We start from the raw sequence: 21,785 nt of genomic DNA, 5'->3' as shown, positions 1-21,785 counted from the left end.
CTAATTTTTATTACAATTATAATTTTGGCTTTTATGAAAACTGCATACGTATGTCAATTCTGCGGTCATAGCACTGGAAGGTGGGTAGGAAGGTGTATTGCATGTGACAGTTGGGATACGGTTGTCGAAGAAATAGTACTAAAAACAGAAACGAGAAGTACATCTGCACCAATTTCAATAAAAGCGTTATCAGATAGTGAAATTATTACCCCCGATCGTTTTTTAACAGGAATAGAAGAGTTAGATAGAGTTTTTGGTGGAGGTATCGTTCAAGGTGCTAGCATTTTAATTGGTGGTGAACCTGGAATTGGAAAATCTACTCTTTTGCTTAGGATTGCAGCTAATGTTGTACAACTTTCCTCTTTTGAATGTCTTTATGTATCTGGCGAGGAATCTTTAGAGCAAGTGAGCCTCAGAGCAAAGCGTCTTAAGATAAATGAACCTAAAATTAAGCTTTTATCTACAGTATCTTTAACTGATGTAGTAGCAACAATAAGGAAAAATAAAAGTATTAAGTTCTTGATAATTGATTCTATACAAACTATGTATGATAGCAAAGTCACATCAGCACCAGGAACTGTAACTCAAGTCCGCACCTGCGCTCATGAATTGACTGTTCTTGCAAAGCAATATGGTGTTTCTCTCTTAATAGTTGGCCATATAACGAAAGATGGACAAATAGCGGGACCTAAAACCCTGGAGCATATGGTAGATACAGTACTATATTTTGAGGGTGAAAATAGTAATCAATATCGCATTTTACGTACTATTAAAAATAGATTTGGCCCTGCAAATGAAATTGGTGTTTTTGAGATGTCTAAAGCAGGACTCATGCCTGTTGATAATCCATCATCATTATTCTTGACCGTACATGATAGAGAAGTAGTTGGCAGCGCCGTATTTGCAGGAGTTGAAGGCTCAAGACCAATCTTAATGGAAGTGCAAGCATTAATAGCAAGGACTAATATGGCAACTCCAAGAAGAGCAGTAGTTGGTTGGGATATTAATAGATTAGCTATGATCATCGCGGTTCTAAGTGCTCGTTGTAAAATGTTTTTGCATGATAAAGAAGTATACCTAAACATTGCGGGAGGACTCAAAATACAGGAACCATCAGCTGACCTTGCTGTTGCTGCTTCCCTTATTTCAAGTTTAGTAAATTTACCGCTACCAACTTCTTCAATAATCTGCGGTGAAGTTGCGCTTTCAGGAGAAATTAGGAATGTTTCGCATGCTGATCTCAGGCTAAGGGAAGCACAAAAATTAGGATTCAAAAAAGCAATTATGCCTAAAAATGGCAATTATTCTTCTCATGATATTGAAATAATTAAGCTTGGTCATATAAAAGAGTTAAAAGAGGTCTTCAATCATAGTTAAATATTATCTACATGAACATTTTGCTTGTGAGCAGGATGTCTTCCATAATGTCATTCAAGTAGCTGACATAGGCTTCTTTTTTTTGGATTCCAGTGTCAAGCACTGGAATGACGCTATCATACCTGCTTGAAATATGGGTGTCATTCAAATTGTCCTCCGTTGTCATGCCAGTGCCCAGACACTGGCATCCAGTCTTTTCGTCATCAAAAACATTGTAAAGTGTTTAGCTGGATTCCAGTTTCACGCACTGACCATTTGCTGTTTTTACTCATAACTACCTTGTCTGGACGAATACGAAAACAAGTAGCTAATTATCGCATAAAAAAAAGAAGATGTAGAATATCTTCTTTTTTGTGATTAAAGATACATTAAATCTTGATTGTGTATTTCCTCTGCTATAAGCAATAATTTTTCGCTCTCATCATAGAGACTTTTTGCGCTAGCTGCTAATTTCTCACTAATTTGTGGTAGACATTGTCATAATATACTCCTTAAATTTTTAAAATATATTTATGTTGGTATACAAGTATCAATATTACATTAATATAATAACTTTTTAGGCATGGGTGACAAGCTGAAGTGGTTTTTAATTACTCAAAAAACAGAAACGTTTCTATTTCCTACACTTTCTAAAACCATAGGTACCAGTTGGTTTTTAGCTAAAGTAAAGGTCAAGTATCTGGAATTCTGAACATAAAATCCTCCTGTGTAAAAAAGAGTTAGAAAAAAAATGCAGTGCACATACGACAGATATACACTGAAGAATACATTTTTTAATAAGTTTGATTAAAAAGTCTGCAGACTAAAGATAGATTTTGAGCTCTTAAAATATCTCTATTTGTAATTATAATGAGATTGAAAATATGCGGAAGTGATTTTTATACGTTAGCTATCTATGACGATTCACTCAACCCAATAATCACTTGCAACCAGCGTCACATGCTGGAATGACAACATCTAAAAACGGCTTCTCATGATAATTAAGCTTAGTCATATGAGAAAATTAAAGAGATCTTCAATCACATTTAAACAGCGCTTCAGCAAACTCTTTGCCAGTAAATTCCCTCAGGTCTTCTATACTTTCACCAATTCCTATAGCGTGTAATTTCACCTTATAAGCTTCTGCAAGCCCAATCACTACTCCACCTTTTGCAGTACCATCTAGCTTTGTTACAATTAACCCGGTAACACCAACCATTTTACTAAAGGCCTCTAATTGGCTATAAGCATTTTGACCGGTAGTTGCATCAAGAACTAAAATAACATCATGAGGAGCAGTATCATCCAATTTCTTTATTGTTCTATGTATTTTTGACAGCTCTTGCATGAGATTTACATTGTTTTGTAGCCTTCCTGCTGTATCAATCAAAACAACATCAACGCTATCTTTTATCGCTTGATTTACAGCTCTATATGCCGCACTTGCAGAATCGCTACCGTGCTCTCCAGTGACAATAGAGCAATCAGAACGTTCTGCCCAAATATTTAATTGCTCACTCGCAGCAGCTCTAAATGTATCGCATGCAACAAGCATAACGGATTTTCCCATCTCCTTATATTTATATGCGAGCTTGCCTATGGTTGTGGTTTTTCCATTACCATTCACTCCGCACACCATTATTATGTGTGGTTTTTTATTCAAAATGAGCGGCTGCACAACAGGGTTTAATATCGCTTCTATTTCGTTCATTAACTGCTGTGTGATAACGTTGTGCTCAACTTCTGATTCAAATTTGATACTTGCGAGCTTATCAATAAGCAGTCTAGAAGTTTTATGACCTATATCCATGCTAATCAGCAGCTCTTCCAGCTCATCTAAAAGCGACTGATCTAGTTTTTTTTTACCAGAAAAAATATTTTTTACTCCATCACTAAAACGAGAGGAGGTTTTTAATAGTCCTTGATAAAGATTACTGAATAAACTCAAGAAATACTCCTTCTAAAATTACCATATAAAGAATGACATGCACTATATGTATTTGTAAAGTAAATACACTTGTAACCATATATTTTGTGAGTAAAATGTACCGCTTGCTAGTGTATTTTACTTTAGTTTTTAACCTAAATATGTTATAATGTAAGTAATGGTTTACGGGTAATCTATGAGTTATAATGAGAAAATTTTAGATCATTACGAAAATCCAAGGAATGTTGGTTCTCTGGATAAAAATGATCCAAATGTTGGTACTGGTCTAGTTGGTGCACCATCATGCGGAGATGTAATGAAACTGCAAATAAAGGTCAACGATAAAGGTGTTATTGAAGACGCAAAATTTAAAACTTTTGGTTGTGGTTCTGCTATAGCTTCAAGTTCTTTGCTTACAGAAATGATCAAAGGAAAAACTATTGAGGATGTAACAAAGATAAAGAATACTCAAATAGTAGAAGAATTGTCTTTGCCGCCAGTAAAGATACACTGTTCAGTACTTGCTGAGGATGCTATAAAAGCTGCTATTCATGATTATCAAAATAAACAAAAACATTGAGGAATATGAGTGAATTTCAAGGAGTAAATTCTGTTAAAAAACCTATCACTCTAACTGCAAATGCAGTAGAGAGGGTAAGGTTTTTATTGGACAAAAAGAAGCATGCTAACCTTGAAGAAGCAATAGGAATAAGAGTTCTAATTAAGCAAAAAGGATGCTCTGGTTTAAAATATGATATTGAATATGCATATGATGTTCGTCCTTTGGAGTCGGTAATTGAAGAAAGCTGCAGTGATGATCAAAAAGTCAAGGTGCTGATCGATCCAAAATCTATCATGTTTATCCTTGGCTCTGAAATGGATTATGTAGAGGAAAAATTCTCATCAGGTTTTATTTTCAAAAATCCTAATGAGAAAGGAAAATGTGGTTGTGGAGAGAGTTTTCATGTCTAGCAACCATTTCACATTATTTGGAATTGAACCGGCTTTTAACATCAGCTTTGATGAGCTGGAGAAAAAATATATTGAGCTAAGCAAAACTGATGTAAATGAAAGAGAGTCCAAAAATATGGAAAATATCAACAAAGCTTATCAGGTACTGAATTCACCGCTGAAGCGTGCCGAACATTTGTTGGATCTTTTTGACGTACAAAGCAAAAAAGAGCATCTTGATCCTGAAATATTAAATGAATCAATGGAAATAAGAGAATACTTTCTAGACTGCGATGATTTACAATTTGCAAGTAGGATGATTGATGAAAAGGTAAAAGATTGTACTAAAAACCTAATTAATGCTTTTGCTACAAAAAATTTTGATGAAGCTGCTACGCAAGTTTTTAGATTGAGATATTTATATAAGTCATTTGAGGAGATGAAGGAAAATGCAGCCAGTTCAAATTTCTGAACCAAGTTCAAATGAGGTAGTTTTTGGTATAGATCTTGGAACTACTAACTCTTTAATTGCTATGGTGAATAAAGCTGGCAATGTAGAAATATTTAAAGATGAGCAAGGTCGTGAACTATTACCTTCTGTCATTTCATATGAAAAGGATGTACTAAAAGTAGGCTACGATGTTGGCGAAAACGCTATCTGCTCTATAAAACGCTTAATGGGTAAAAGTGTTAAAGACTTGCATAAAGAAGGTATCAATTGTGAAATAGATAACGAAAGTGAAAAAGTTATTAGGGTAAAATGTTCAGAAGAAAAGTATCTCACTCCTATTGAGATCTCTGCTGAGATACTAAAAACTCTATGCAAGAGGGTAAAAAAATTCACAGGGATGAAAGTTAACAAAGCAGTGATTACTGTACCAGCTTATTTTGATGATTCAGCACGTAACGCAACCAAATATGCAGCAAAATTAGCTGGCATAGATGTTCTTCGCCTCATTAATGAACCAACCGCTGCAGCACTTTCTTACTCCATTGAAAAGAACAATAACAGTGGCATATATGCAGTTTATGACCTCGGTGGTGGAACATTTGACATTTCAATATTAAAATTACATCAAGGAGTGTTTCAAGTTCTTGCAGTTGGTGGTGATACTAAACTTGGTGGTGATGATTTTGATCATCTACTTAGTTTAATCGTGCTTGATAAGTATAGAAAAGAGGTATCAAGTGCAGAAGAGATGCTTAACACCCAGCTGCACGAATGTTGTACCAAGAAAGATGTCATCCCAGTGCCCCGATACTGGGATCCAGAAAATTTAATTGCAAATGAGCACACCTTGCAACCGCGTAATAAGAGCTGGATTCCAGTGTCAAGCACTGGAATGACACCATCTGATACAACTACCTACAAATTACAACATTCATACACTAAAACTGGTATCTGCAATATACGTGCTATAAAAGAGTACCTAAGTGAAGATACCTCTGGCACTTTTGAATTCAATATTAATGGTGAATTATTTGAGTGCAAAATTACCAAAGAAGAATTCGAGCAAGCAATCAGTCCTTTAGTTAATAAGACTATAAATATAGTTACTCGTACTATAAGCAACATAGATCTTAAAATCGATGATATAAAAGGGGTAATTTTAGTTGGTGGCACAACTAGAGTGCCATTAGTGCAAAATTCACTAATCAAACTCTTTGGCAATAAAGTGCTGAATGATGTGGATCCGGACAAAGCAGTTGCCAATGGGGCAGCTTTGCAGGCTCATTATTTAACTTCAAACTCAAAAGATAGGAATATTCTCCTTGATGTGCTGCCTTTATCACTTGGCATAGAAACTATGGGGGGAATAGTTGAAAAAATTATACCAAGAAATACACCACTACCAGTTTCAGAAATAAAAGAGTTTACAACTTACGCTAACGGGCAAACAGCAATGAAAATTCACGTTTGTCAAGGAGAACGTGAAATGATAAAAGATAATAAATCTCTAGCACGATTTGAACTCAAAGATATACCACAATTGCCTGCAGGTTCTGCAAAAGTTGAAATAGGATTTACAGTTAGCATTGATGGAATATTGACTGTCACTGCAAGAGAAAAAACTACTGGAGTCGAACAGACAGTTGAAATAAAGTCAAGCTCTGGCTTAAGTGAAGAAGATATTCAAGATATGGTTAATCAATCAGTAACCAACTTTGACGAAGATATGAAGGCTCGTTCCCTTGCAGAGGCTAAAATTCACGTTAACAAGCTCATACATCTAGTTGAAAATGTTTCCACTGAGCAAAAGTTGAAAATTTTATTACAGAACGCAAAGGAAGCTTTACAAGGAAATGACTTAGATAACATTAATAATGCTATCGCTGAGTTAGAAAATTCTGCTTTAGAATTATGCGAATCAGCAAACAGATAGAGTTTACATAACTTTGTGCAATACCCTGTCGAATCTCAGAGCAATAGGTAACCTAAAGTCAAACGGCAACCAATCAACTTTGCCTAATTTAAACGATAAACCAACCATGCTTACGCGTCCAACTATATTTTCAGTTGGTATTAACCCAATTTCAGAAAACCTGCTATCAAAAGAATTATTTCTATTGTCTCCCATAACAAAAAATTGATCATCAGGCACATAATAAACTGGAGTATTGTATGATAACTTATTAGAAACATTATCTATTAGAATTTCATGCTCCTTGCTGCTTGGGAGTGTTTCGATGTATCTTGCTATATTACGCTTTGACTCATAATCAAAAAAATTTTCAATTTGTCTTCGCTTTACTTTCTGATCATTTAAATATAACTCCCCCTCTATCATTTGCACTTTATCGCCCGGTATTCCTATTACCCGCTTAACAAATCTAATGCTGTCATTTCTTGTAGGCTTGAAAACTATTATATCACCACGCTCCGGAGGGGTATAAAAGATTCTACCGCTAAAGATGTTTGGAGAAAATGGAAAAGAGTGTTTACTATAACCATATGAATATTTACTAGTAAAAATATAATCTCCCTCGAGTAGAGTGCTTTTCATTGAACCAGAAGGAATATGAAATGGCTCAAATAAAAAACTACGTATTGATAGCGCAATTAGTAGCAAAAAAAACAGTGAAGATAAAAACTTTCTCGTTCTTGCTATCCGGTTCTCTCTCAATTCTTTCAATTTTATTTTCTTTATAAATTTAAACTTATCATAACACATAAAAGTGGTAATGTGAAATTTTACTCATAGGTGTTATTGCTCTTTTTCAAAAGTCGAAATAAGCTCTCAAGTAATTGAAAGTGATTGACAACCAATAGACATCATTTGCTATGCAATATTGTATAAATCACAATGCTAGTTTTACTGAAAATTATACTATTTTAGATATAATTATAATATTTAAACTTAAGGTATAAGGATGAATCCTACAATTAGAAAAGCTTTTAGTACTTTTCTTATAATACTGTTTATTTCTTTTTCTCACACTGGAAGTGCTGATGCTGGTGCTGATACAACTGCTCAAGTAATATGTAATATTATTGGCTACGTTTGGGGAATAGGTGGACCGCTTATGACCGTAGTGATAATAGGAGCAGCTTTACTTGCAATATTTGGTAGAATGCCGTGGCCTGCTCTTTTTGCTCTTGGTGTATTTTGTGCTGTATTTTTCGGTGCTAAAACTATTGTTATAAAAGTAATGGGTGGTATAAACTCTACAGATACTTCTTTTTTGGAGAAGTGTGGAATGGAAGATAAAAAAAAGAATTAATGGGGCTATTTCTTTCTAAAGCAGACTTGGTGCACAGCTTCGACTATATCTTCTACTTGCGGTAATGCTTTCTTTTCTAGATTTGCAGCATAAGGCAAGGGAATGTCCTTGCCGGTTACACGTGCAACCGGAGCATCAAGATAGTCAAATCCTTGTTCCATAACCATGGCTGAGAGTTCTGCTCCTATTCCTGCAAATGGCCAACCCTCTTCTATGCTTACTAATCTATTGGTCTTCTTAATAGAGTTAATAACTGTTTCAGTGTCAAGTGGTCTTAAGGTTCTGAGGTCGATAACTTCAGCTTCTATTCCTTCACTAGAGAGTAAATCTGCTGCATTTAACGCATCCATTAGTTTCAATGAAAAAGCAGTGATAGTTACATCCTTTCCTTCCCGTATAACAGCAGCTTTGCCTATCTCAAGTAGATAATCTTTATTTGATAGCTCAGAATCAGGAATCTCATGTTCATGCCCATAAGCAATCTCGTTTTCTAGAAATATTACTGGATTAGGATCACGAATTGCAGCTTTAAGCAGACCTCTGCAATCAGAGGCAAAGTAAGGTGCTATTACTTTCAAACCTGGAACATGCGAATACCAAGATGCAAAGCACTGAGAATGTTGTGCGGCAACTCTTGCTGCAGCTCCATTTGGTCCACGAAACACTATAGGGCATCCAAGTTGTCCACCTGACATATAATTTGTTTTTGTTGCGGAATTCACAATTTGGTCAATAGCTTGCATAGAAAAATTAAAAGTCATAAACTCAACAATAGGTTTGAGCCCAGCAAACGCTGCTCCAACAGCAAGACCAGCAAATCCATGTTCGGTAATGGGTGTATCAACTACCCTATTTTCTCCGAACTCTTTCAGTAATCCTTTTGTTACTTTATAAGCACCATCATACTCTGCAACTTCTTCACCCATGATAAATACATCAGGGTCATTTTGCATTTCTTCTCTGATTGCCGTGCATAACGCTTCTCTTACACTTAAGCTTGCCATTTGTAAATCTGTAAATTTCAACTGAAATAACTATATCAAAATTACCAGGAAGCGCACAAGTTAAGTTTTACAGGCATCATGTTGCATTGAGCATTGAATACTTACTTCTTTTAATTCAGTAGGTTGCGTTGATAGTGCGTATGTAACTCCACCGACTATTAATGAAGACATCACAGAAGTTGCAATCATCAATAGAATTGGTAATTGGAAAGCTATACTAAAGGCAACACCTACTGTCAACATGGTTACAAAATTTACAGAAGCAATTTTTAAGAAAGACAGTTGTCCTTTTTCTGTTTTTTCTAGTAATACTTTATTTGCTTTGGTTTTGCTTAATTCACTATTAAGTGTTGTATTCTCGTTTTCCAGATCTTTTATTTTTTGCTTTAGTGATTGATTCTCTTTGTTGAGCTTGCTAAGTTCTTCCAACTTAATCTTATGTTCATTTAAATCATTAGAGTGCTGACCTTTTATTTTTTCTAATTCACTATTAAGAGTTGTATTTTTACTTTTTAGATCTTGTATTTGTTGTTTTAGTGATTGATTCTCTTCACTGAGCTTATCAAGTATTTCTAACCGAGTCTCATGTCCAGCTACGTCACTCTTTAATTTTTCTAGTTCTTTCTCAACATGTTTTAATTCTTTACCTGGCTTTTCTAACTTCCGAATTTGTCTATCTTGCAACTGAATTTGAGGTTGCAGACTTTCTAAAATTTGGTCATTAACTTCATTAGCTGCTCCGTCGTTATTTATTTCAGAGCAGAAAGAAGTATCAAATGTAGCCTCAGACTCTAGACCGCTGTCGTCACTACTAACACTTTCACCAATAGGAGTCTGTTTACCACTATATGTAACACTTCCTCTTTGCGTTGACTCAAATTTTTCTACCATATTCTTAACACCAGCATGTAAGTATTGCTCACTTACTATACTGTCACTACTTCCACGCGTAATGGGAGTCTGTTTACCACTACGTATGGTATTGTATTGTTCCACAGAATTTATAACATCTGCTGATGTATCAGTTTTTTTCTCATGCTTTGTATAAAAATTTTGTTCTGCTTCCTCTAACATTTGTACTATTGCTTCCTTATTTTCTGTATTACCTACCACCTCCCTTGGAGTCTTATTTTTACTTTTTAATGAAGGATTCACCCGATCATCACTTAGTAATTGTTTTACCATGCTTTCATGTCCACAAGAAGTAGCAATATGCAAAGCAGTTAGCCCGTCATTTTTAGAACCATCTTTTACTCGAGCGTTAACACTTGCTTTCTTTTTTAGCAAGAGTTCCACTATTAACATATTGTTGCATGCTGTAGCAAGATGTAACAACGTCCAATCTTCTGCAGCTTCTTCTGAAATTTTTATACTAAATTGGTGTTCTTTACTAAAATTTTTACTAAACTTGTTGTACTCTCCTGCATCTTTTCCTTTTAACTCATTCTTTATTCTTTCAAGTAAATTATCTTCATCCAAATCGCTACTTTCACTTACCTCATTTATTATTTCAAAAAACTTCTCCTTCTCTATTGCCATAACCTTTCCCTCTAAATTTATTTTTATCGCTGCATAATCTCACAAAAAAGTTAAATTTATCAATATTCTATATTTTATATAAAATAAAATTTGCTGTTTCCAAAAATTGGTAAGCATGTTTTTGATGAGATTGTAGAAAACATACTTTTATGACACCATTTGTTGTACTAATTACCTTGGCGAAAACAGATGTTTATATAGTTGTGTGGCAAAATGTTTTGCACTAGTTATGCTATCTCGTTTTCCGTAATAGTTGAAAAAATTAGTAGCAAGTTGTTGTAAGTTTATGTATTTTGAGGCTGTAATGGTCAAAGGTACATGAAGTATGATCAGAGTTAAAGGTGCAAGAGAGCATAATTTGCAGGGTATTGATGTCAATATACCAAAAAATAAGTTAGTTGTTATAACTGGATTAAGTGGTTCTGGTAAGTCTAGCCTCGCATTCGATACGATTTATGCAGAAGGCCAACGCCGATACGTCGAAAGTCTATCGGCTTATGCACGTCAATTTCTTAATATTCAAGATAAACCAGATGTTGAGTCAATCACAGGCCTCTCTCCTGCAATATCAATTAACCAAAAATCGATCTCAAAAAATCCAAGATCAACCGTTGGAACTATTACTGAAATTTATGACTATCTACGCTTAATATATGCACGAATAGGAATTCCTTACTCGCCTGCAACTGGATCGCCAATAACGAAACAGACTGTATCTCAAATTGTAGATACTATTACAACATTACCTTTAGAAACTAAAGTATATATACTTGCTCCTATTGTGCGTGGCAGAAAGGGAGAACATCTAAAAGAGATATTGGAAATTAAAAAGCAGGGTTACGTCAGACTAAAAATAAACGGTGAAATATATAATATAGATGATTTGCCTAAACTCGATAAAAACAAGAAACACGATATTTTCGTGATTGCAGATAGGGTGTCCATGTCAGATGATATAGGAAATCGACTACCAGGCAGTATAGAATTAGCATTGAGGCTGGGCCATGGCTTAATGTATGCAGAAATAATAAACTTACCTGATAACCACAATTCCGAGTATAAAAATGGTCAAATTTTAACTTTCTCAGAGAATTTTGCATGTCCTGAGTCTGGCTTTACTCTTGAAGAAATAGAGCCAAGATTGTTTTCTTTTAACAGCCCCCACGGTGCATGCAGTTCATGCAGTGGGCTCGGTAAAAAACTAAGTGTTGATGCAAAGCTAATAGTGCCAGACGAAACGCTCTCGATATCTGAAGGTGCTTTAAAGCCAGTGGGTCAAATGCATGCAAATTCTGGGTCTCTAAAAAATGCAATTCTGTCACTGGCTGAAAATTGTAAATTTAGTCTTGATGTTCCGTGGAAGAATATAGACCAAAAAGTGAAGGATTTAATACTTTTTGGCTCTAGAGAAATGAAATTTCAAGGTTTGGTCAGTATCCTAGAACGTCAAATGGATTACGATGCATCACTTATTGATAGGTATTGTTCTGTTACTGACTGCAAAGAATGTGCTGGCTATAGATTGAGAAAAGAAGCACTTACAGTGAAAATTGATGAAAAACATGTAGGTGAAATATCAAGGCTCAGCATCGATGAATCCCTTGATTGGTTTGAAAATTTGCCAGACAAGCTCACAGAACAACATAAGCAAATTTCAAATAAAATATTAAACGAAATAATCAAAAGGCTGACATTTTTAAAGAATGTAGGGCTAAATTACCTTACACTTGACCGCGAATCTAGCACTCTCTCTGGTGGTGAAAGCCAGAGGATCAGGCTTGCTTCGCAAATTGGCTCTGGTTTAACAGGAGTGCTATACGTGCTTGACGAACCCTCAATTGGCCTTCATCAATGTGATAATGATCGATTAATTGCCACACTTAAAAATCTGAGAGACATGGGTAATACTGTGATTGTTGTTGAACATGATGAAGACACAATAATGGCTGCTGATTATGTGATTGATATTGGTCCTGGAGCTGGTGTAAACGGAGGAAAAGTTGTTGCAGAAGGAACACCAGATCAGGTACAAAAAAATTCAGGGAGCATAACAGGACAGTATTTAAGTGGAAAGAAGGAAATTTCAATTTCAAAAAGAAGAAAGCAAGCAACTCAGTTCATAAAGGTAGTTAACGCGTGTGAGAACAACTTAAAAAATATAAATGTTGAATTTCCTATAGGGAATCTCATTTGTGTTACTGGAATATCAGGAGGAGGAAAATCAAGTTTAGTAATAGAAACACTATATAAATACTCAGCACAGAAGATAAATCATTCATCTGTAAAGCATGGTAAATGCGATAAAATAGAAGGCCTTGAGTATATAGATAAAATTATAGAAGTTGATCAGTCACCAATTGGTAGGACCCCAGCATCAAATCCAGCAACATATGTTGGTATGTTTACTCACATCAGAAATTGGTTTGCAGGTCTTCCAGAATCGAAAGCTAGGGGATATAATGTAGGCCGATTTTCATTTAATACCAAGGGAGGAAGATGTGAAGCTTGTAAAGGTGATGGGCATTTAAAGATCGAGATGCATTTCCTACCGGATGTTTATGTGAAATGTGAGCAATGTAGAGGAAAGAGGTATAACCGAGAAACATTGGAAGTTACTTACAAGGGAAAATCAATTTCTGATGTGCTTGATATGACAATAGATCAAGCATGTGACTTTTTTGAAAATCTTCCAATGATAAAGGAAAAGTTGATTTCTTTACAGGAAGTGGGGCTTGGCTATATAACGCTTGGACAGTCGTCAACAACGTTGTCCGGGGGTGAAGCACAACGAATAAAGCTGTCTAAGGAACTATCAAAGCGATTTACCGGGAAAACATTGTATATTCTCGATGAGCCAACAACTGGATTACATTTTGAAGATGTAAATAACTTACTGAAAATACTTCATAGGTTAGTTGATTTAGGAAACACTGTTATAGTTATTGAGCACAATTTACATGTTATAAAAACTGCAGATTATATAATAGACATTGGTCCAGAGGGAGGAGTGAAGGGTGGAAAGGTGGTTGCTGTGGGAACTCCAGAAAAAGTTGCACAAACTCTAGAAAGTGTTACAGGCAAGTATCTCAAAACGTATTTGTTAGATCAAGTATCTCTTAATCACTAGGTTATTAGGAGCATTTTAAAAGCTATACCTAATATATTAAATTCATGAATCTTCTTTTACTAAAAAGAGCTAAAGACCTCATATTTCCAAACGTATGCGTAAATTGTGAACGTATAATTGATAAAAGTTATGATTTATGTAGTGAATGCAATAAAAAAATCAATTTTTTAACTAAGCATTACTGTAATGTTTGTGGTGTAGTAATTCCAGATAACATTGATACATGTGGTAAGTGCATCAGCAACCCTCTACCATTTAAAGTATTAAGATCAGTTTTTGCTTATGATGAACATAGCAAAAATATGATTATAAATTTTAAATTTTTTGATAATTTAAATTATGTGAAAGTCTATGCAAAGTGGATGTACAAAACTAACAAAGACATATTTCAAAATGCAGAGGTCATAGTTCCCATACCGCTACATAAAATACGCTTATTTAAACGTAAATATAATCAAGCAGCATTGCTCGCAAAGGAATTAAGTAAGTTATCTAATTTATCTTATACACCATTTGCAATAAAACGTATTCGTCACACCAAACCTCAAGCTGGTCTTTCACTTAAACAGCGTGAAAAAAATTTGAAAAATACTTTTAAAGTAAGTAACAGCGAAATTATCAAAAACAAAATCGTGATATTGGTTGATGATGTAGTAACAACTGGCGCAACCGCAAGGTCTTGCTCTCAGGAAATTTTAAACTCTGGTGCAAGAGAAGTGAGAGTGTTATCGCTTGCAAGAACTATATGAAAATCAGTTTTAAGGTATAATTTTCATTTTTGAAAACTGTTTAGTGTCTTAGTACTAACTTCTGTATCACTCCTCTTAAAAAAAAGTCTAGTTATAGTGTATACGGAGTCTATAATTATAGCTCTTTTTCTAATAGTTCGAATAGCTGGATATTCTTTCTGGCTCAATTTTTTATAACAAACCAATGGTTTGATTAAAATCAGGAGAATATGGAGGCAGATACATAACTTCAGCACCGACACTTTTAACAAATTCACTTATTTTCTATGAAAAGTTGCATTATCCAAAATCACCCAGCAATAAAGCTTGAACTAGCTATTAAAAACGTCTGTATCGCAGTAGCCTTCAAAAATCATAGGCGCCATAATTTTTTCCTTATTCAAAGCTGCAATCATATTTTTGAATACTCGCTGCATTCAGAAAAAAATAGGTACATGCTAGTGTAATAGCACTGGATATAATAATTGGGACAAGTAAAAAAGCCTCTATTAGTTTTCTTATAGAGCTGGTTGGTTTAATGCTGTTATTATTCAATGATGCAAAATAATTTTCACTAAGGTTGGCCATCAATTTTGCGCCAGATAAGACCCCTCTCACTATTTTTTTTAGATAAGTTGACTTGTATTTGCTTTCCCAGGTTTATAATCATGCTAATAATAAATATGATAAGATCAATATAAATTTTTTACTTCCGTGTTTTTTCTGTTGTTGTTTATAATGGCTATAATTACATCACATATTTCTTCCAATTAAATGGATCAGTTATTTATTGTAAATCACTGACTTTTTCAATGGTTTTTTAAATAATTCCTAAAAATGTGTTTACTTTTGTTTGTAATTGTGTAGTAACTGCATCGTAAAGTTATAGGAGGTAAAGATGAATTTTGAAAATCTGAAAAAAATATTAAGTGCAATTGATAAAGATGCAAGTGTAAATAAAGATAACGTAATTAATAAAATAAAAGAGGTATTGCGAAGGGAAGATACAATAGCGTATCAAGAGTGGGAAAATAAAAATTTTAGTATAAATCATACATTCATCCAAAGTGATCCTGATGCCGAATTTACATTATTAATTGCAGCTGCAGCAGCTGGCTGTAAGGATTTAGTGAATGTTTTATTAGATAGGCATGCGGATGTTCATGTAGAAGGTGAAAATAGAGAGACTGCCTTGCATCATGCCGTTTATAGTGGATGTGTAGATGTAGTAAATGCTCTACTAACAAAAGGTGCGGATGTTAATGTAAAAGACAGAAGTGGTAGTACTCCTTTGCATTATGCTACTATATATGAACTCATAGATGTAGTAAATGCTCTACTAAAGAGAGGTGCAGGTGTTAATATAAAAGATGGAAATGGTCGTACTTCTTTACATTATGCTACTATATATGAACTCATAGATGTAGTAAATGCTCTACTAAAAACAGGTGCAGATATTAATGTAAAAGATGAAAATGGTAGTGCTCCTTTGCATTATGCTACTTTAAGTAACCATGTAGAGGTAGTAGATGCTCTGTTAGCTGAAGGTGCAAGTGTTCATGTAAAAGATAGAAATGGTAGTACTCCTTTGCATTATGCTGCTAAAAATGGCTATTTAGAGATAGTAGATGCTCTACTAGACAGAGGTGCAGATGTTTATGAAAAAGATAGTTTGCAGAAAACTCCTTTGTATTATGCCATTATAAATCACCAAGAAGGTACGGTAGAGAGTATAAAAGGGTTTTTAAAAAATAAAGTAGTTCAAGGTAGTGTAGTTGTTGGTGGCTTAGTTGCCATGTTAGGGAATTTTGTAGCAATGACGCTTTTTATAACCGAGGCAATGGAAGGTACATTAACATCTATTACGGCAGTAATAGCTGTATCTGTATCAACAGCATTAACATCTGGTTATGCTAAATATCTAATGTCAGAATTCGATAACGAAATAAAACAAATAAAAGAGCGACAAAATGTAATGGAAGGGAGGCAAAGCTTAACAGAAGGGTGGCAAAGTGTAGATATACAAAGCATGCGTATGCGGAATGCTCTTTTGTAACTTTTTACTTCCGCACTTCTTTAGTGTTGCTTATGATAACTATAGATTTAGATTTTAATTAGAGGCTTTAATTACCTACTTTAAGTTATTGAATTTCTTATCATAGTATCTGTCATTCCAGTACCCTGGAATGACAGAAAAAGAACACTGAATTAAAAATACAACATACCATCTTATATCTTAATACTGCATAATACCTCGATCATAGATTGATTAAGGACACCTTGAGTTATCTCTTTAGTTAGTCTTGCTTTACTATGAAAAGCTTGTACTATTTAAATGTATTATTTATAAATTAACTGTTTATAAGCTAAAATATGTCTAGTAGAGCTAATATACCTTTTTTATAGCTGGTGCTATTGCTTCTCTTACATTAATTACATCTGGAGTTTTTGCTGTAGCTCCTTACGTTGCATTTTTATCTTCAGTTGCAGCTTTAAATATAGCTCCCCCTGTTATTTTTATTTTATTTGCGCTTTCTGCAGTAGTAATTGTGTTTTCATATAAAATGATTAAACAAAGTAAAAAATCTCAAGAAAACTCGAAAGCTGAAGTTGAAGAGCTAAATAAAGAGTTAAGGAAAGAAGAAAATACGCTAGCTCCAATTAAAGAAGAATTGGAGAATGAAGAGGCTAAAGAAAATAAAAAGAAGCTTAGTGATCTAGAAAAAAAAGTCGAGAGAATTTCAGATAGTTTTGTAACGAAAGATAAAGTGGAGGGGTTAAAAAAAGAGGTTAGCGATCTTTCTGCAAGGTTAATTAATAGTCCTGCAACAAAAAATGAAGTAGAAGCAAAGCTGAATATGGAATTTTACGCAAAAGGTGAAGCAAGAGGATGGAATACAACATTTGATAATATTATATTACCAAATGACATAAGAGAAAAATTGAAGGAAATTTGTGAGTTACAAGGCAGAGGATATCTCTTGTATGGTCCACCAGGAACTGGTAAGACTAGTATTAGTAAGGCAATTGCAAATCAAACTAAATCTCTGTTTGCGTTTATGTTTGTTTCTGCATCTTGCTTGTCTAATCAATCAAATATAGATCAGGTTTTTGAGAAAGCAGAGGCAAACAGTCCGTGTATAATTTTTATAGATGAGATTGACGGCATTGGCAAAAAGCGCACTTTCAGTGAAAATGCAGGACCTTTAACTCATTTACTCACTAAATTGGATCGAGAGTTTTTATCCTCAAAAAAATATAACGGTAGTTGCTGCAACTAATCATAAGAATCATTTAGATTTTGCGCTTATTAGGGGTGGTCGTTTGGAGTGTATTGAGGTTCCTGGGCTGGATAAAGACGATACACGTCAAAAAATATTACAAGAACGGCTCGAAAAATTAAAAGATAGCGATATGAAAATTCTTGTACAGGCTAGTAAGAGATTCTCAATGGCAAATCTGATTTGCTTAATCGATAAAATAAACGAAACTACAGAAAAGGGAGGCGAAATAAAATATCTTCGCACTTTCTGTAAAAATTTCAAGAAGGAGCATAACATAAAAGATGAGCCAGATAAGAAACATAGTAACGGAGAAACTAAAAACAAGGATATAAGGCTATCATTTGGAAGCTTATCTAGAAGTTCATCAGTAAGCTCTTCATTGAGTGATGTATCTTCTCGAGGAAGTAAGCGGTAAATCGAGGAATAAGGAGAATTACTACACAGTCTGGGATGACGCCATGCAAGTGACACAATTCGAATCATGTCATTCCAGTGCTTGACAATAGTTTTTATCCAGAAGGTTCATTGAACTTCTGAAAGGGTGTCATTCCAGTGTCACAAGCACTGGAATGACAGGAAGAGGGCTACTCGGGTGACATCGAAGGGGCTGCTTGCATAACTCAAATTCAAAGAAAAATCATTTAATGTCATTCCAGCGCGTGACGCTGGAATCCAGAAATAAAGAACAATGGATCCCAGTGTCAGCTACTCAGATGACAGGAAAAGTGCTGCTCGGATGACATCCTTTTTTTTCTGGATACCAGTTGCATGACACTACTATACAGTAGGTCCCAATTTCATCCCAGTCTGGGATCTTCTTTCAAAAATTCAAAACAATCTATCAAAAAGGAGAATATTATGTCTACAATAATTTTATCATCAATTTTAAGTAAAGCGGGCAGTATTTTTGGGCCAATTGGCCAGATTGTTGGCTCAGAACTCGGTGCTCTGCTTGGTGCACAGCTTGATAATGCAATATTTGGTCTTGATGCCGAGCAAAAGATAACGCATGGGGCGAGGCTGAAAAATCTGCAAGTTCAAACCTCAACTTATGGCAAAGCAATTCCAATTATCTATGGCACTGCTCGCGTTGCTGGAAACATTATTTGGTCACAGCCAATAAAAGAGGAGGCGATAACCACTCAAAATAAAACAGGAAGAGGTATAAATATTACATATAACTACTATGCAACACTCGCAATTGCAATTTGCAAGGGGAAAGTAGAAAAATTAAATAGAATCTGGGCGGGTACAAAATCGCTTAGCTTTGACCAAATAGATTATACTTTTTACTACGGCAGAGAAGACCAAAACCCTGATCCGTTTATGTTATCAATCGAAGGTGAGAAGAATGTACCAGCTTATAGAGGAATATCTTACATAGTCATCAAAAATTTTCCTTTGGCAGACTATAGTAATCGTGTTCCGGTGTTTACATTTGAAGTGCAAACTGCACTGAAGCTCAGTGGATTCTCAGTAGCAGAAAACATTAAAAATATCAATATTATACCAGGTTCAGGGGAGTTTGTGTATGATACGAAAATACAGAAGAAAATTGCACGAGAAAAAATAAGCAGTAGTCAATATATTCCCTATGGACCGGCACAAAGAGTAAATCACAATAATCACACAAAAAAGAGCGATGCTATGCTTTCTTTGGACCAATTGAAGGAAAGTTTACCAAATGTTGAATGGGCGTCGGTAGTGGTTAATTGGTTTGCAAGCAGTTTAAATATTAAAGATTGTAAAATATATCCTGCAGTTGAATTTCAAGACGATTCTGCTATAGTGCCTGATGATTGGCAAGTGGGAAATATAACCAGAGATAATGCCCAACTCATTTCAAAAGATAATCATGGCAATCCAAGATATGGCGGTACAGTTAGTGATGCAGCACTAATAAGATATATAGAAGAGCTGCATAGCAGAGGTTATAAGGTAATGCTCTACCCAATGTTCTTGCTTGACACAAAGAACAAAGAGTGGCGAGGAAAATTGAGTGGGGCCCCTGAGAATATAAGTGATTTTTTTGAGAATCAGTATAGCAAATTCATAGAGCATTACACGAGCATTGCCAAAAGAGCTAAAGTGAAAGGGTTTATAATCGGGTCTGAATTTGCGCAGCTCATCAGAGTAAAAGATGTAGAGGGTAATTATCCTGCAGTAGCAGAGCTAGTTAAACTTGCAAAGCAAGTAAAACTTCAGCTTGGAAAAGAAGTAAACGTAACTTACGCTGCCGATTGGAGCGAATATCATTCATACGATGGTTGGTATAATATGGATGAACTTTGGTCTTCACAGTTCATCGATGTTGTTGGCATCGATGCTTATTTTCCACTTACCGATGGCGAAGAACCTCCTTTTGGCTATTCCGCAGAAGATGTAACGGGTGGTTGGAGCAATGGAGTGGGGTATGATTATTTTTATGATTACTCAAAAAGTGATCCTGAGAAAATAAAGTATAATGACAGTAGATATGCGTGGAAAAATATCGAGAAATGGTGGAGTGAAGTTCATGTAAATCCTGATGGTAGTAAAACAAAATGGCAACCAAAAATGAAGAAAATATGGTTTACCGAATATGGATTTCCCAGTATGAACGGCTGCACTAATGAGCCCAATGTGTTTGTTGATAAAGGTAGTATAGAGAGTAAATATCCACGATACTCAAACGGAGAGGTGAGCTTTCTTTCGCAGAAAATTGCAATTGAAGGAACGCTGAAAAAGTGGCAAAGCTCAGAAATGGTGGAGAAAATGTTCCTCTGGGCATGGGATGCTAGACCATTTCCTTATTTTCCCAACTTATGTGATATGTGGGCCGATTGCCATAACTGGCAGACGGGGCACTGGATTCAGGGAAAGATTTCACAGCTTAATATTTCTGATGTTTTGTCTGATCTATTGCAAAAGGCAGGATTAAAAGGGGAACAATTTGATACAAGTGGTGTCAAAGGATTGTTATCTGGGTATGTGATAAATGACCAGCAACCCGTACGTTCAATTATTAAAATGCTGCGAAGTTGCTATTTTTTGATGTGGTTGAACAGAACTCAAAACTGAAATTTATTCAAAAGGGCAGGGGAGTGACAACTGAAATACCCATAGATGAGATAGTTTCCAATAACAGTTTAAAGTTGATACAGCTTAGCCAATTAGATTTAAACAATAGGATTAACATCGTTTATTTTAACCGCAATTTTGGCTATCCAATTGATGTGAAATATGCTGAACTCCCAAGGCAGGGCAATGCTGCAACAGTTCCAATACCGCTCATTATGGAGGAAGGGGAGGCGCAAAATATAGCTGAAGTTTTACTTTATTCTGCGTGGCAAGAGAGAAATATATACAACTTTAAGCTCCCGATAAAATATGCATGGCTTTTACCAAGTGATATTATAGCAATTTCAGATGGCGAGAAAAGACATACGATGAGAATTATAAAAACAAAGTTTGAAAGCATGTCCATTCAAGTAATGGGAGTTGGTTATGATCCCTCTATATACAAGCTCTCCTTTCCTTCAACAAGATCACTTATGCTTAAAGAATACCCTCCTTCTCATATCAGTAAAACTATCGTAGAAATACTGCATATTAAAGACAATATTGCAAGCTTTACTTTAAATAGTGAAGAAGAGAATTGGAAAGGAGCAACGCTTTTTATTTCGTATGATGATAAAAATTATAAGCCCATCGCGAGCGCAAATATACAATCTACTTACGGATATGTAATCGAATTTACCGATGAGGGAATTACAGTAGTACTGCGTTTTGGTAAAATAGACGTCATGAGTCCAGCTGTGTTAGCACTGATTGGCAAAGAGGTAATAAAATTCCAAAGTGCAAAGCTTATAGATAAGAATAAATACAAATTGAGTGACCTAATTAGAGGACAAGAGGGTACTAAAGAATATGAGCACACTGAAGGTGAAAAGTTTACTTTGCTTGATGATTCAATAATTTCTTTTGAAGTGCAAAGAGGAAGAAAATTTTACCTAAAAGCAGTCACTTATGGTGATTCATTGGAAAATACGGAAACAAAAATTGTGAACTAGGAGAGAAGGACTTCATAAATGAGATCTTACCAGCAGGAACTTGTGTTTCATTAAAAAATCCACTATTCTATTAATATAGCAATATAATGAGGTA

General features: G+C 35.1%; 15 protein-coding genes and 2 pseudogenes. 12 read left to right on the top strand and 5 right to left on the bottom strand.

Annotated features, from left to right (window positions below; all coding sequences use genetic code 11):
* Positions 1 to 33: 33 nt before the first annotated feature.
* Entirely contained in the window at positions 34 to 1,377 is a 1,344-nt protein-coding gene (radA, locus tag ABWU64_RS04315; protein ID WP_341815808.1) for a DNA repair protein RadA, read from the top strand.
* A gap of 1,015 nt (positions 1,378 to 2,392) precedes the next feature.
* Here the strand turns inward: radA and ftsY are convergent.
* Positions 2,393 to 3,304, bottom strand: coding sequence for a signal recognition particle-docking protein FtsY (gene ftsY / locus ABWU64_RS04310; protein WP_353279370.1), 912 nt, complete (start codon positions 3,302 to 3,304; stop codon positions 2,393 to 2,395).
* A gap of 175 nt (positions 3,305 to 3,479) precedes the next feature.
* Between ftsY and iscU the strand changes: the two genes are divergently transcribed.
* The 4 genes from iscU to ABWU64_RS04290 are packed head-to-tail and all read left to right on the top strand — an operon-like array spanning position 3,480 to position 6,618.
* Positions 3,480 to 3,863: a Fe-S cluster assembly scaffold IscU gene (iscU, locus tag ABWU64_RS04305; protein WP_006012607.1), complete on the top strand. Its 384-nt coding sequence runs from the start codon at positions 3,480 to 3,482 to the stop codon at positions 3,861 to 3,863.
* A gap of 5 nt (positions 3,864 to 3,868) precedes the next feature.
* Positions 3,869 to 4,255 (top strand): HesB/IscA family protein, encoded by a 387-nt coding sequence (locus ABWU64_RS04300; RefSeq protein ID WP_006012614.1) that lies wholly within the window; start codon positions 3,869 to 3,871, stop codon positions 4,253 to 4,255.
* Positions 4,248 to 4,706: an iron-sulfur cluster co-chaperone HscB C-terminal domain-containing protein gene (locus tag ABWU64_RS04295; protein WP_353279368.1), complete on the top strand. Its 459-nt coding sequence runs from the start codon at positions 4,248 to 4,250 to the stop codon at positions 4,704 to 4,706. Before ABWU64_RS04300 ends, ABWU64_RS04295 begins: the two co-directional genes overlap by 8 nt.
* Entirely contained in the window at positions 4,684 to 6,618 is a 1,935-nt protein-coding gene (locus ABWU64_RS04290) for an Hsp70 family protein (RefSeq protein WP_353279367.1), read from the top strand. The genes ABWU64_RS04295 and ABWU64_RS04290 overlap by 23 nt, the downstream gene beginning before the upstream one ends.
* Before the next feature lie 3 nt (positions 6,619 to 6,621).
* On the opposite strand, the gene lepB is transcribed toward ABWU64_RS04290, so the two are convergent.
* Positions 6,622 to 7,407, bottom strand: coding sequence for a signal peptidase I (gene lepB, locus ABWU64_RS04285; protein WP_341815810.1), 786 nt, complete (start codon positions 7,405 to 7,407; stop codon positions 6,622 to 6,624).
* 199 nt (positions 7,408 to 7,606) lie between these two features.
* Here lepB and ABWU64_RS04280 point away from each other — a divergent pair, with 199 nt between their 5' ends.
* Positions 7,607 to 7,957 (top strand): TrbC/VirB2 family protein, encoded by a 351-nt coding sequence (locus tag ABWU64_RS04280; RefSeq protein ID WP_341815811.1) that lies wholly within the window; start codon positions 7,607 to 7,609, stop codon positions 7,955 to 7,957.
* A 5-nt stretch (positions 7,958 to 7,962) separates the two neighbouring features.
* Here the strand turns inward: ABWU64_RS04280 and ABWU64_RS04275 are convergent, their stop codons facing one another.
* Entirely contained in the window at positions 7,963 to 8,961 is a 999-nt protein-coding gene (locus ABWU64_RS04275; RefSeq protein WP_135352844.1) for a pyruvate dehydrogenase complex E1 component subunit beta, read from the bottom strand.
* Positions 8,962 to 9,021: 60 nt separating this feature from the next.
* Positions 9,022 to 10,500 carry an ankyrin repeat domain-containing protein gene (locus tag ABWU64_RS04270; protein ID WP_353279365.1) on the bottom strand — a complete coding sequence of 493 codons (1,479 nt, stop codon included), beginning with the start codon at positions 10,498 to 10,500 and terminating at the stop codon, positions 9,022 to 9,024.
* 325 nt (positions 10,501 to 10,825) lie between these two features.
* Here ABWU64_RS04270 and uvrA point away from each other — a divergent pair, with 325 nt between their 5' ends.
* A complete protein-coding gene (uvrA, locus tag ABWU64_RS04265) occupies positions 10,826 to 13,627 on the top strand; it encodes an excinuclease ABC subunit UvrA (protein ID WP_353279363.1) in 2,802 nt (933 codons plus the stop codon).
* A 44-nt stretch (positions 13,628 to 13,671) separates the two neighbouring features.
* A complete protein-coding gene (locus tag ABWU64_RS04260; RefSeq protein ID WP_135352846.1) occupies positions 13,672 to 14,376 on the top strand; it encodes a ComF family protein in 705 nt (234 codons plus the stop codon).
* A 166-nt stretch (positions 14,377 to 14,542) separates the two neighbouring features.
* Here ABWU64_RS04260 and ABWU64_RS04255 read toward each other — a convergent pair.
* Positions 14,543 to 14,792, bottom strand: a pseudogene (locus ABWU64_RS04255) (transposase); the annotation flags it as partial.
* A 461-nt stretch (positions 14,793 to 15,253) separates the two neighbouring features.
* Between ABWU64_RS04255 and ABWU64_RS04250 the strand changes: the two are divergent.
* The 4 genes and pseudogenes from ABWU64_RS04250 to ABWU64_RS04230 all read left to right on the top strand — a co-directional run bounded on the left by ABWU64_RS04250 (position 15,254) and on the right by ABWU64_RS04230 (position 21,691).
* A complete protein-coding gene (locus tag ABWU64_RS04250) occupies positions 15,254 to 16,411 on the top strand; it encodes an ankyrin repeat domain-containing protein (protein ID WP_353279361.1) in 1,158 nt (385 codons plus the stop codon).
* A 317-nt stretch (positions 16,412 to 16,728) separates the two neighbouring features.
* Positions 16,729 to 18,054: pseudogene (locus ABWU64_RS06465) on the top strand (AAA family ATPase).
* Positions 18,055 to 18,497: 443 nt separating this feature from the next.
* On the top strand, positions 18,498 to 20,699 hold the full coding sequence (locus ABWU64_RS04235) for a glycoside hydrolase TIM-barrel-like domain-containing protein (RefSeq protein WP_353279355.1): 2,202 nt from the start codon (positions 18,498 to 18,500) through the stop codon (positions 20,697 to 20,699).
* Positions 20,675 to 21,691 carry a phage tail protein gene (locus ABWU64_RS04230; protein WP_353279353.1) on the top strand — a complete coding sequence of 339 codons (1,017 nt, stop codon included), beginning with the start codon at positions 20,675 to 20,677 and terminating at the stop codon, positions 21,689 to 21,691. The genes ABWU64_RS04235 and ABWU64_RS04230 overlap by 25 nt, the downstream gene beginning before the upstream one ends.
* Positions 21,692 to 21,785: the final 94 nt, after the last annotated feature.

It is taken from the genome of Wolbachia endosymbiont (group B) of Xanthorhoe designata, assembly GCF_964028585.1.
In the GTDB taxonomy this organism is placed as follows: Bacteria; Pseudomonadota; Alphaproteobacteria; order Rickettsiales; family Anaplasmataceae; genus Wolbachia.
Note: the sequence above shows the minus strand (reverse complement) of the source record. Positions and strands in the feature narration are given on the sequence as shown.

What these genes read in the sequence shown, in the direction of transcription:
- radA (WP_341815808.1), top strand. Translation starts at nt 34, where the DNA reads ATGAAAACTGCATACGTATGTCAATTCTGCGGTCATAGCACTGGAAGG.
- iscU (WP_006012607.1), top strand. Translation starts at nt 3,480, where the DNA reads ATGAGTTATAATGAGAAAATTTTAGATCATTACGAAAATCCAAGGAAT.
- ABWU64_RS04300 (WP_006012614.1), top strand. Translation starts at nt 3,869, where the DNA reads ATGAGTGAATTTCAAGGAGTAAATTCTGTTAAAAAACCTATCACTCTA.
- ABWU64_RS04295 (WP_353279368.1), top strand. Translation starts at nt 4,248, where the DNA reads ATGTCTAGCAACCATTTCACATTATTTGGAATTGAACCGGCTTTTAAC.
- ABWU64_RS04290 (WP_353279367.1), top strand. Translation starts at nt 4,684, where the DNA reads ATGCAGCCAGTTCAAATTTCTGAACCAAGTTCAAATGAGGTAGTTTTT.
- lepB (WP_341815810.1), bottom strand. Translation starts at nt 7,407, where the DNA reads ATGTGTTATGATAAGTTTAAATTTATAAAGAAAATAAAATTGAAAGAA.
- ABWU64_RS04280 (WP_341815811.1), top strand. Translation starts at nt 7,607, where the DNA reads ATGAATCCTACAATTAGAAAAGCTTTTAGTACTTTTCTTATAATACTG.
- ABWU64_RS04275 (WP_135352844.1), bottom strand. Translation starts at nt 8,961, where the DNA reads ATGGCAAGCTTAAGTGTAAGAGAAGCGTTATGCACGGCAATCAGAGAA.
- ABWU64_RS04270 (WP_353279365.1), bottom strand. Translation starts at nt 10,500, where the DNA reads ATGGCAATAGAGAAGGAGAAGTTTTTTGAAATAATAAATGAGGTAAGT.
- uvrA (WP_353279363.1), top strand. Translation starts at nt 10,826, where the DNA reads ATGATCAGAGTTAAAGGTGCAAGAGAGCATAATTTGCAGGGTATTGAT.
- ABWU64_RS04260 (WP_135352846.1), top strand. Translation starts at nt 13,672, where the DNA reads ATGAATCTTCTTTTACTAAAAAGAGCTAAAGACCTCATATTTCCAAAC.
- ABWU64_RS04250 (WP_353279361.1), top strand. Translation starts at nt 15,254, where the DNA reads ATGAATTTTGAAAATCTGAAAAAAATATTAAGTGCAATTGATAAAGAT.
- ABWU64_RS04235 (WP_353279355.1), top strand. Translation starts at nt 18,498, where the DNA reads ATGTCTACAATAATTTTATCATCAATTTTAAGTAAAGCGGGCAGTATT.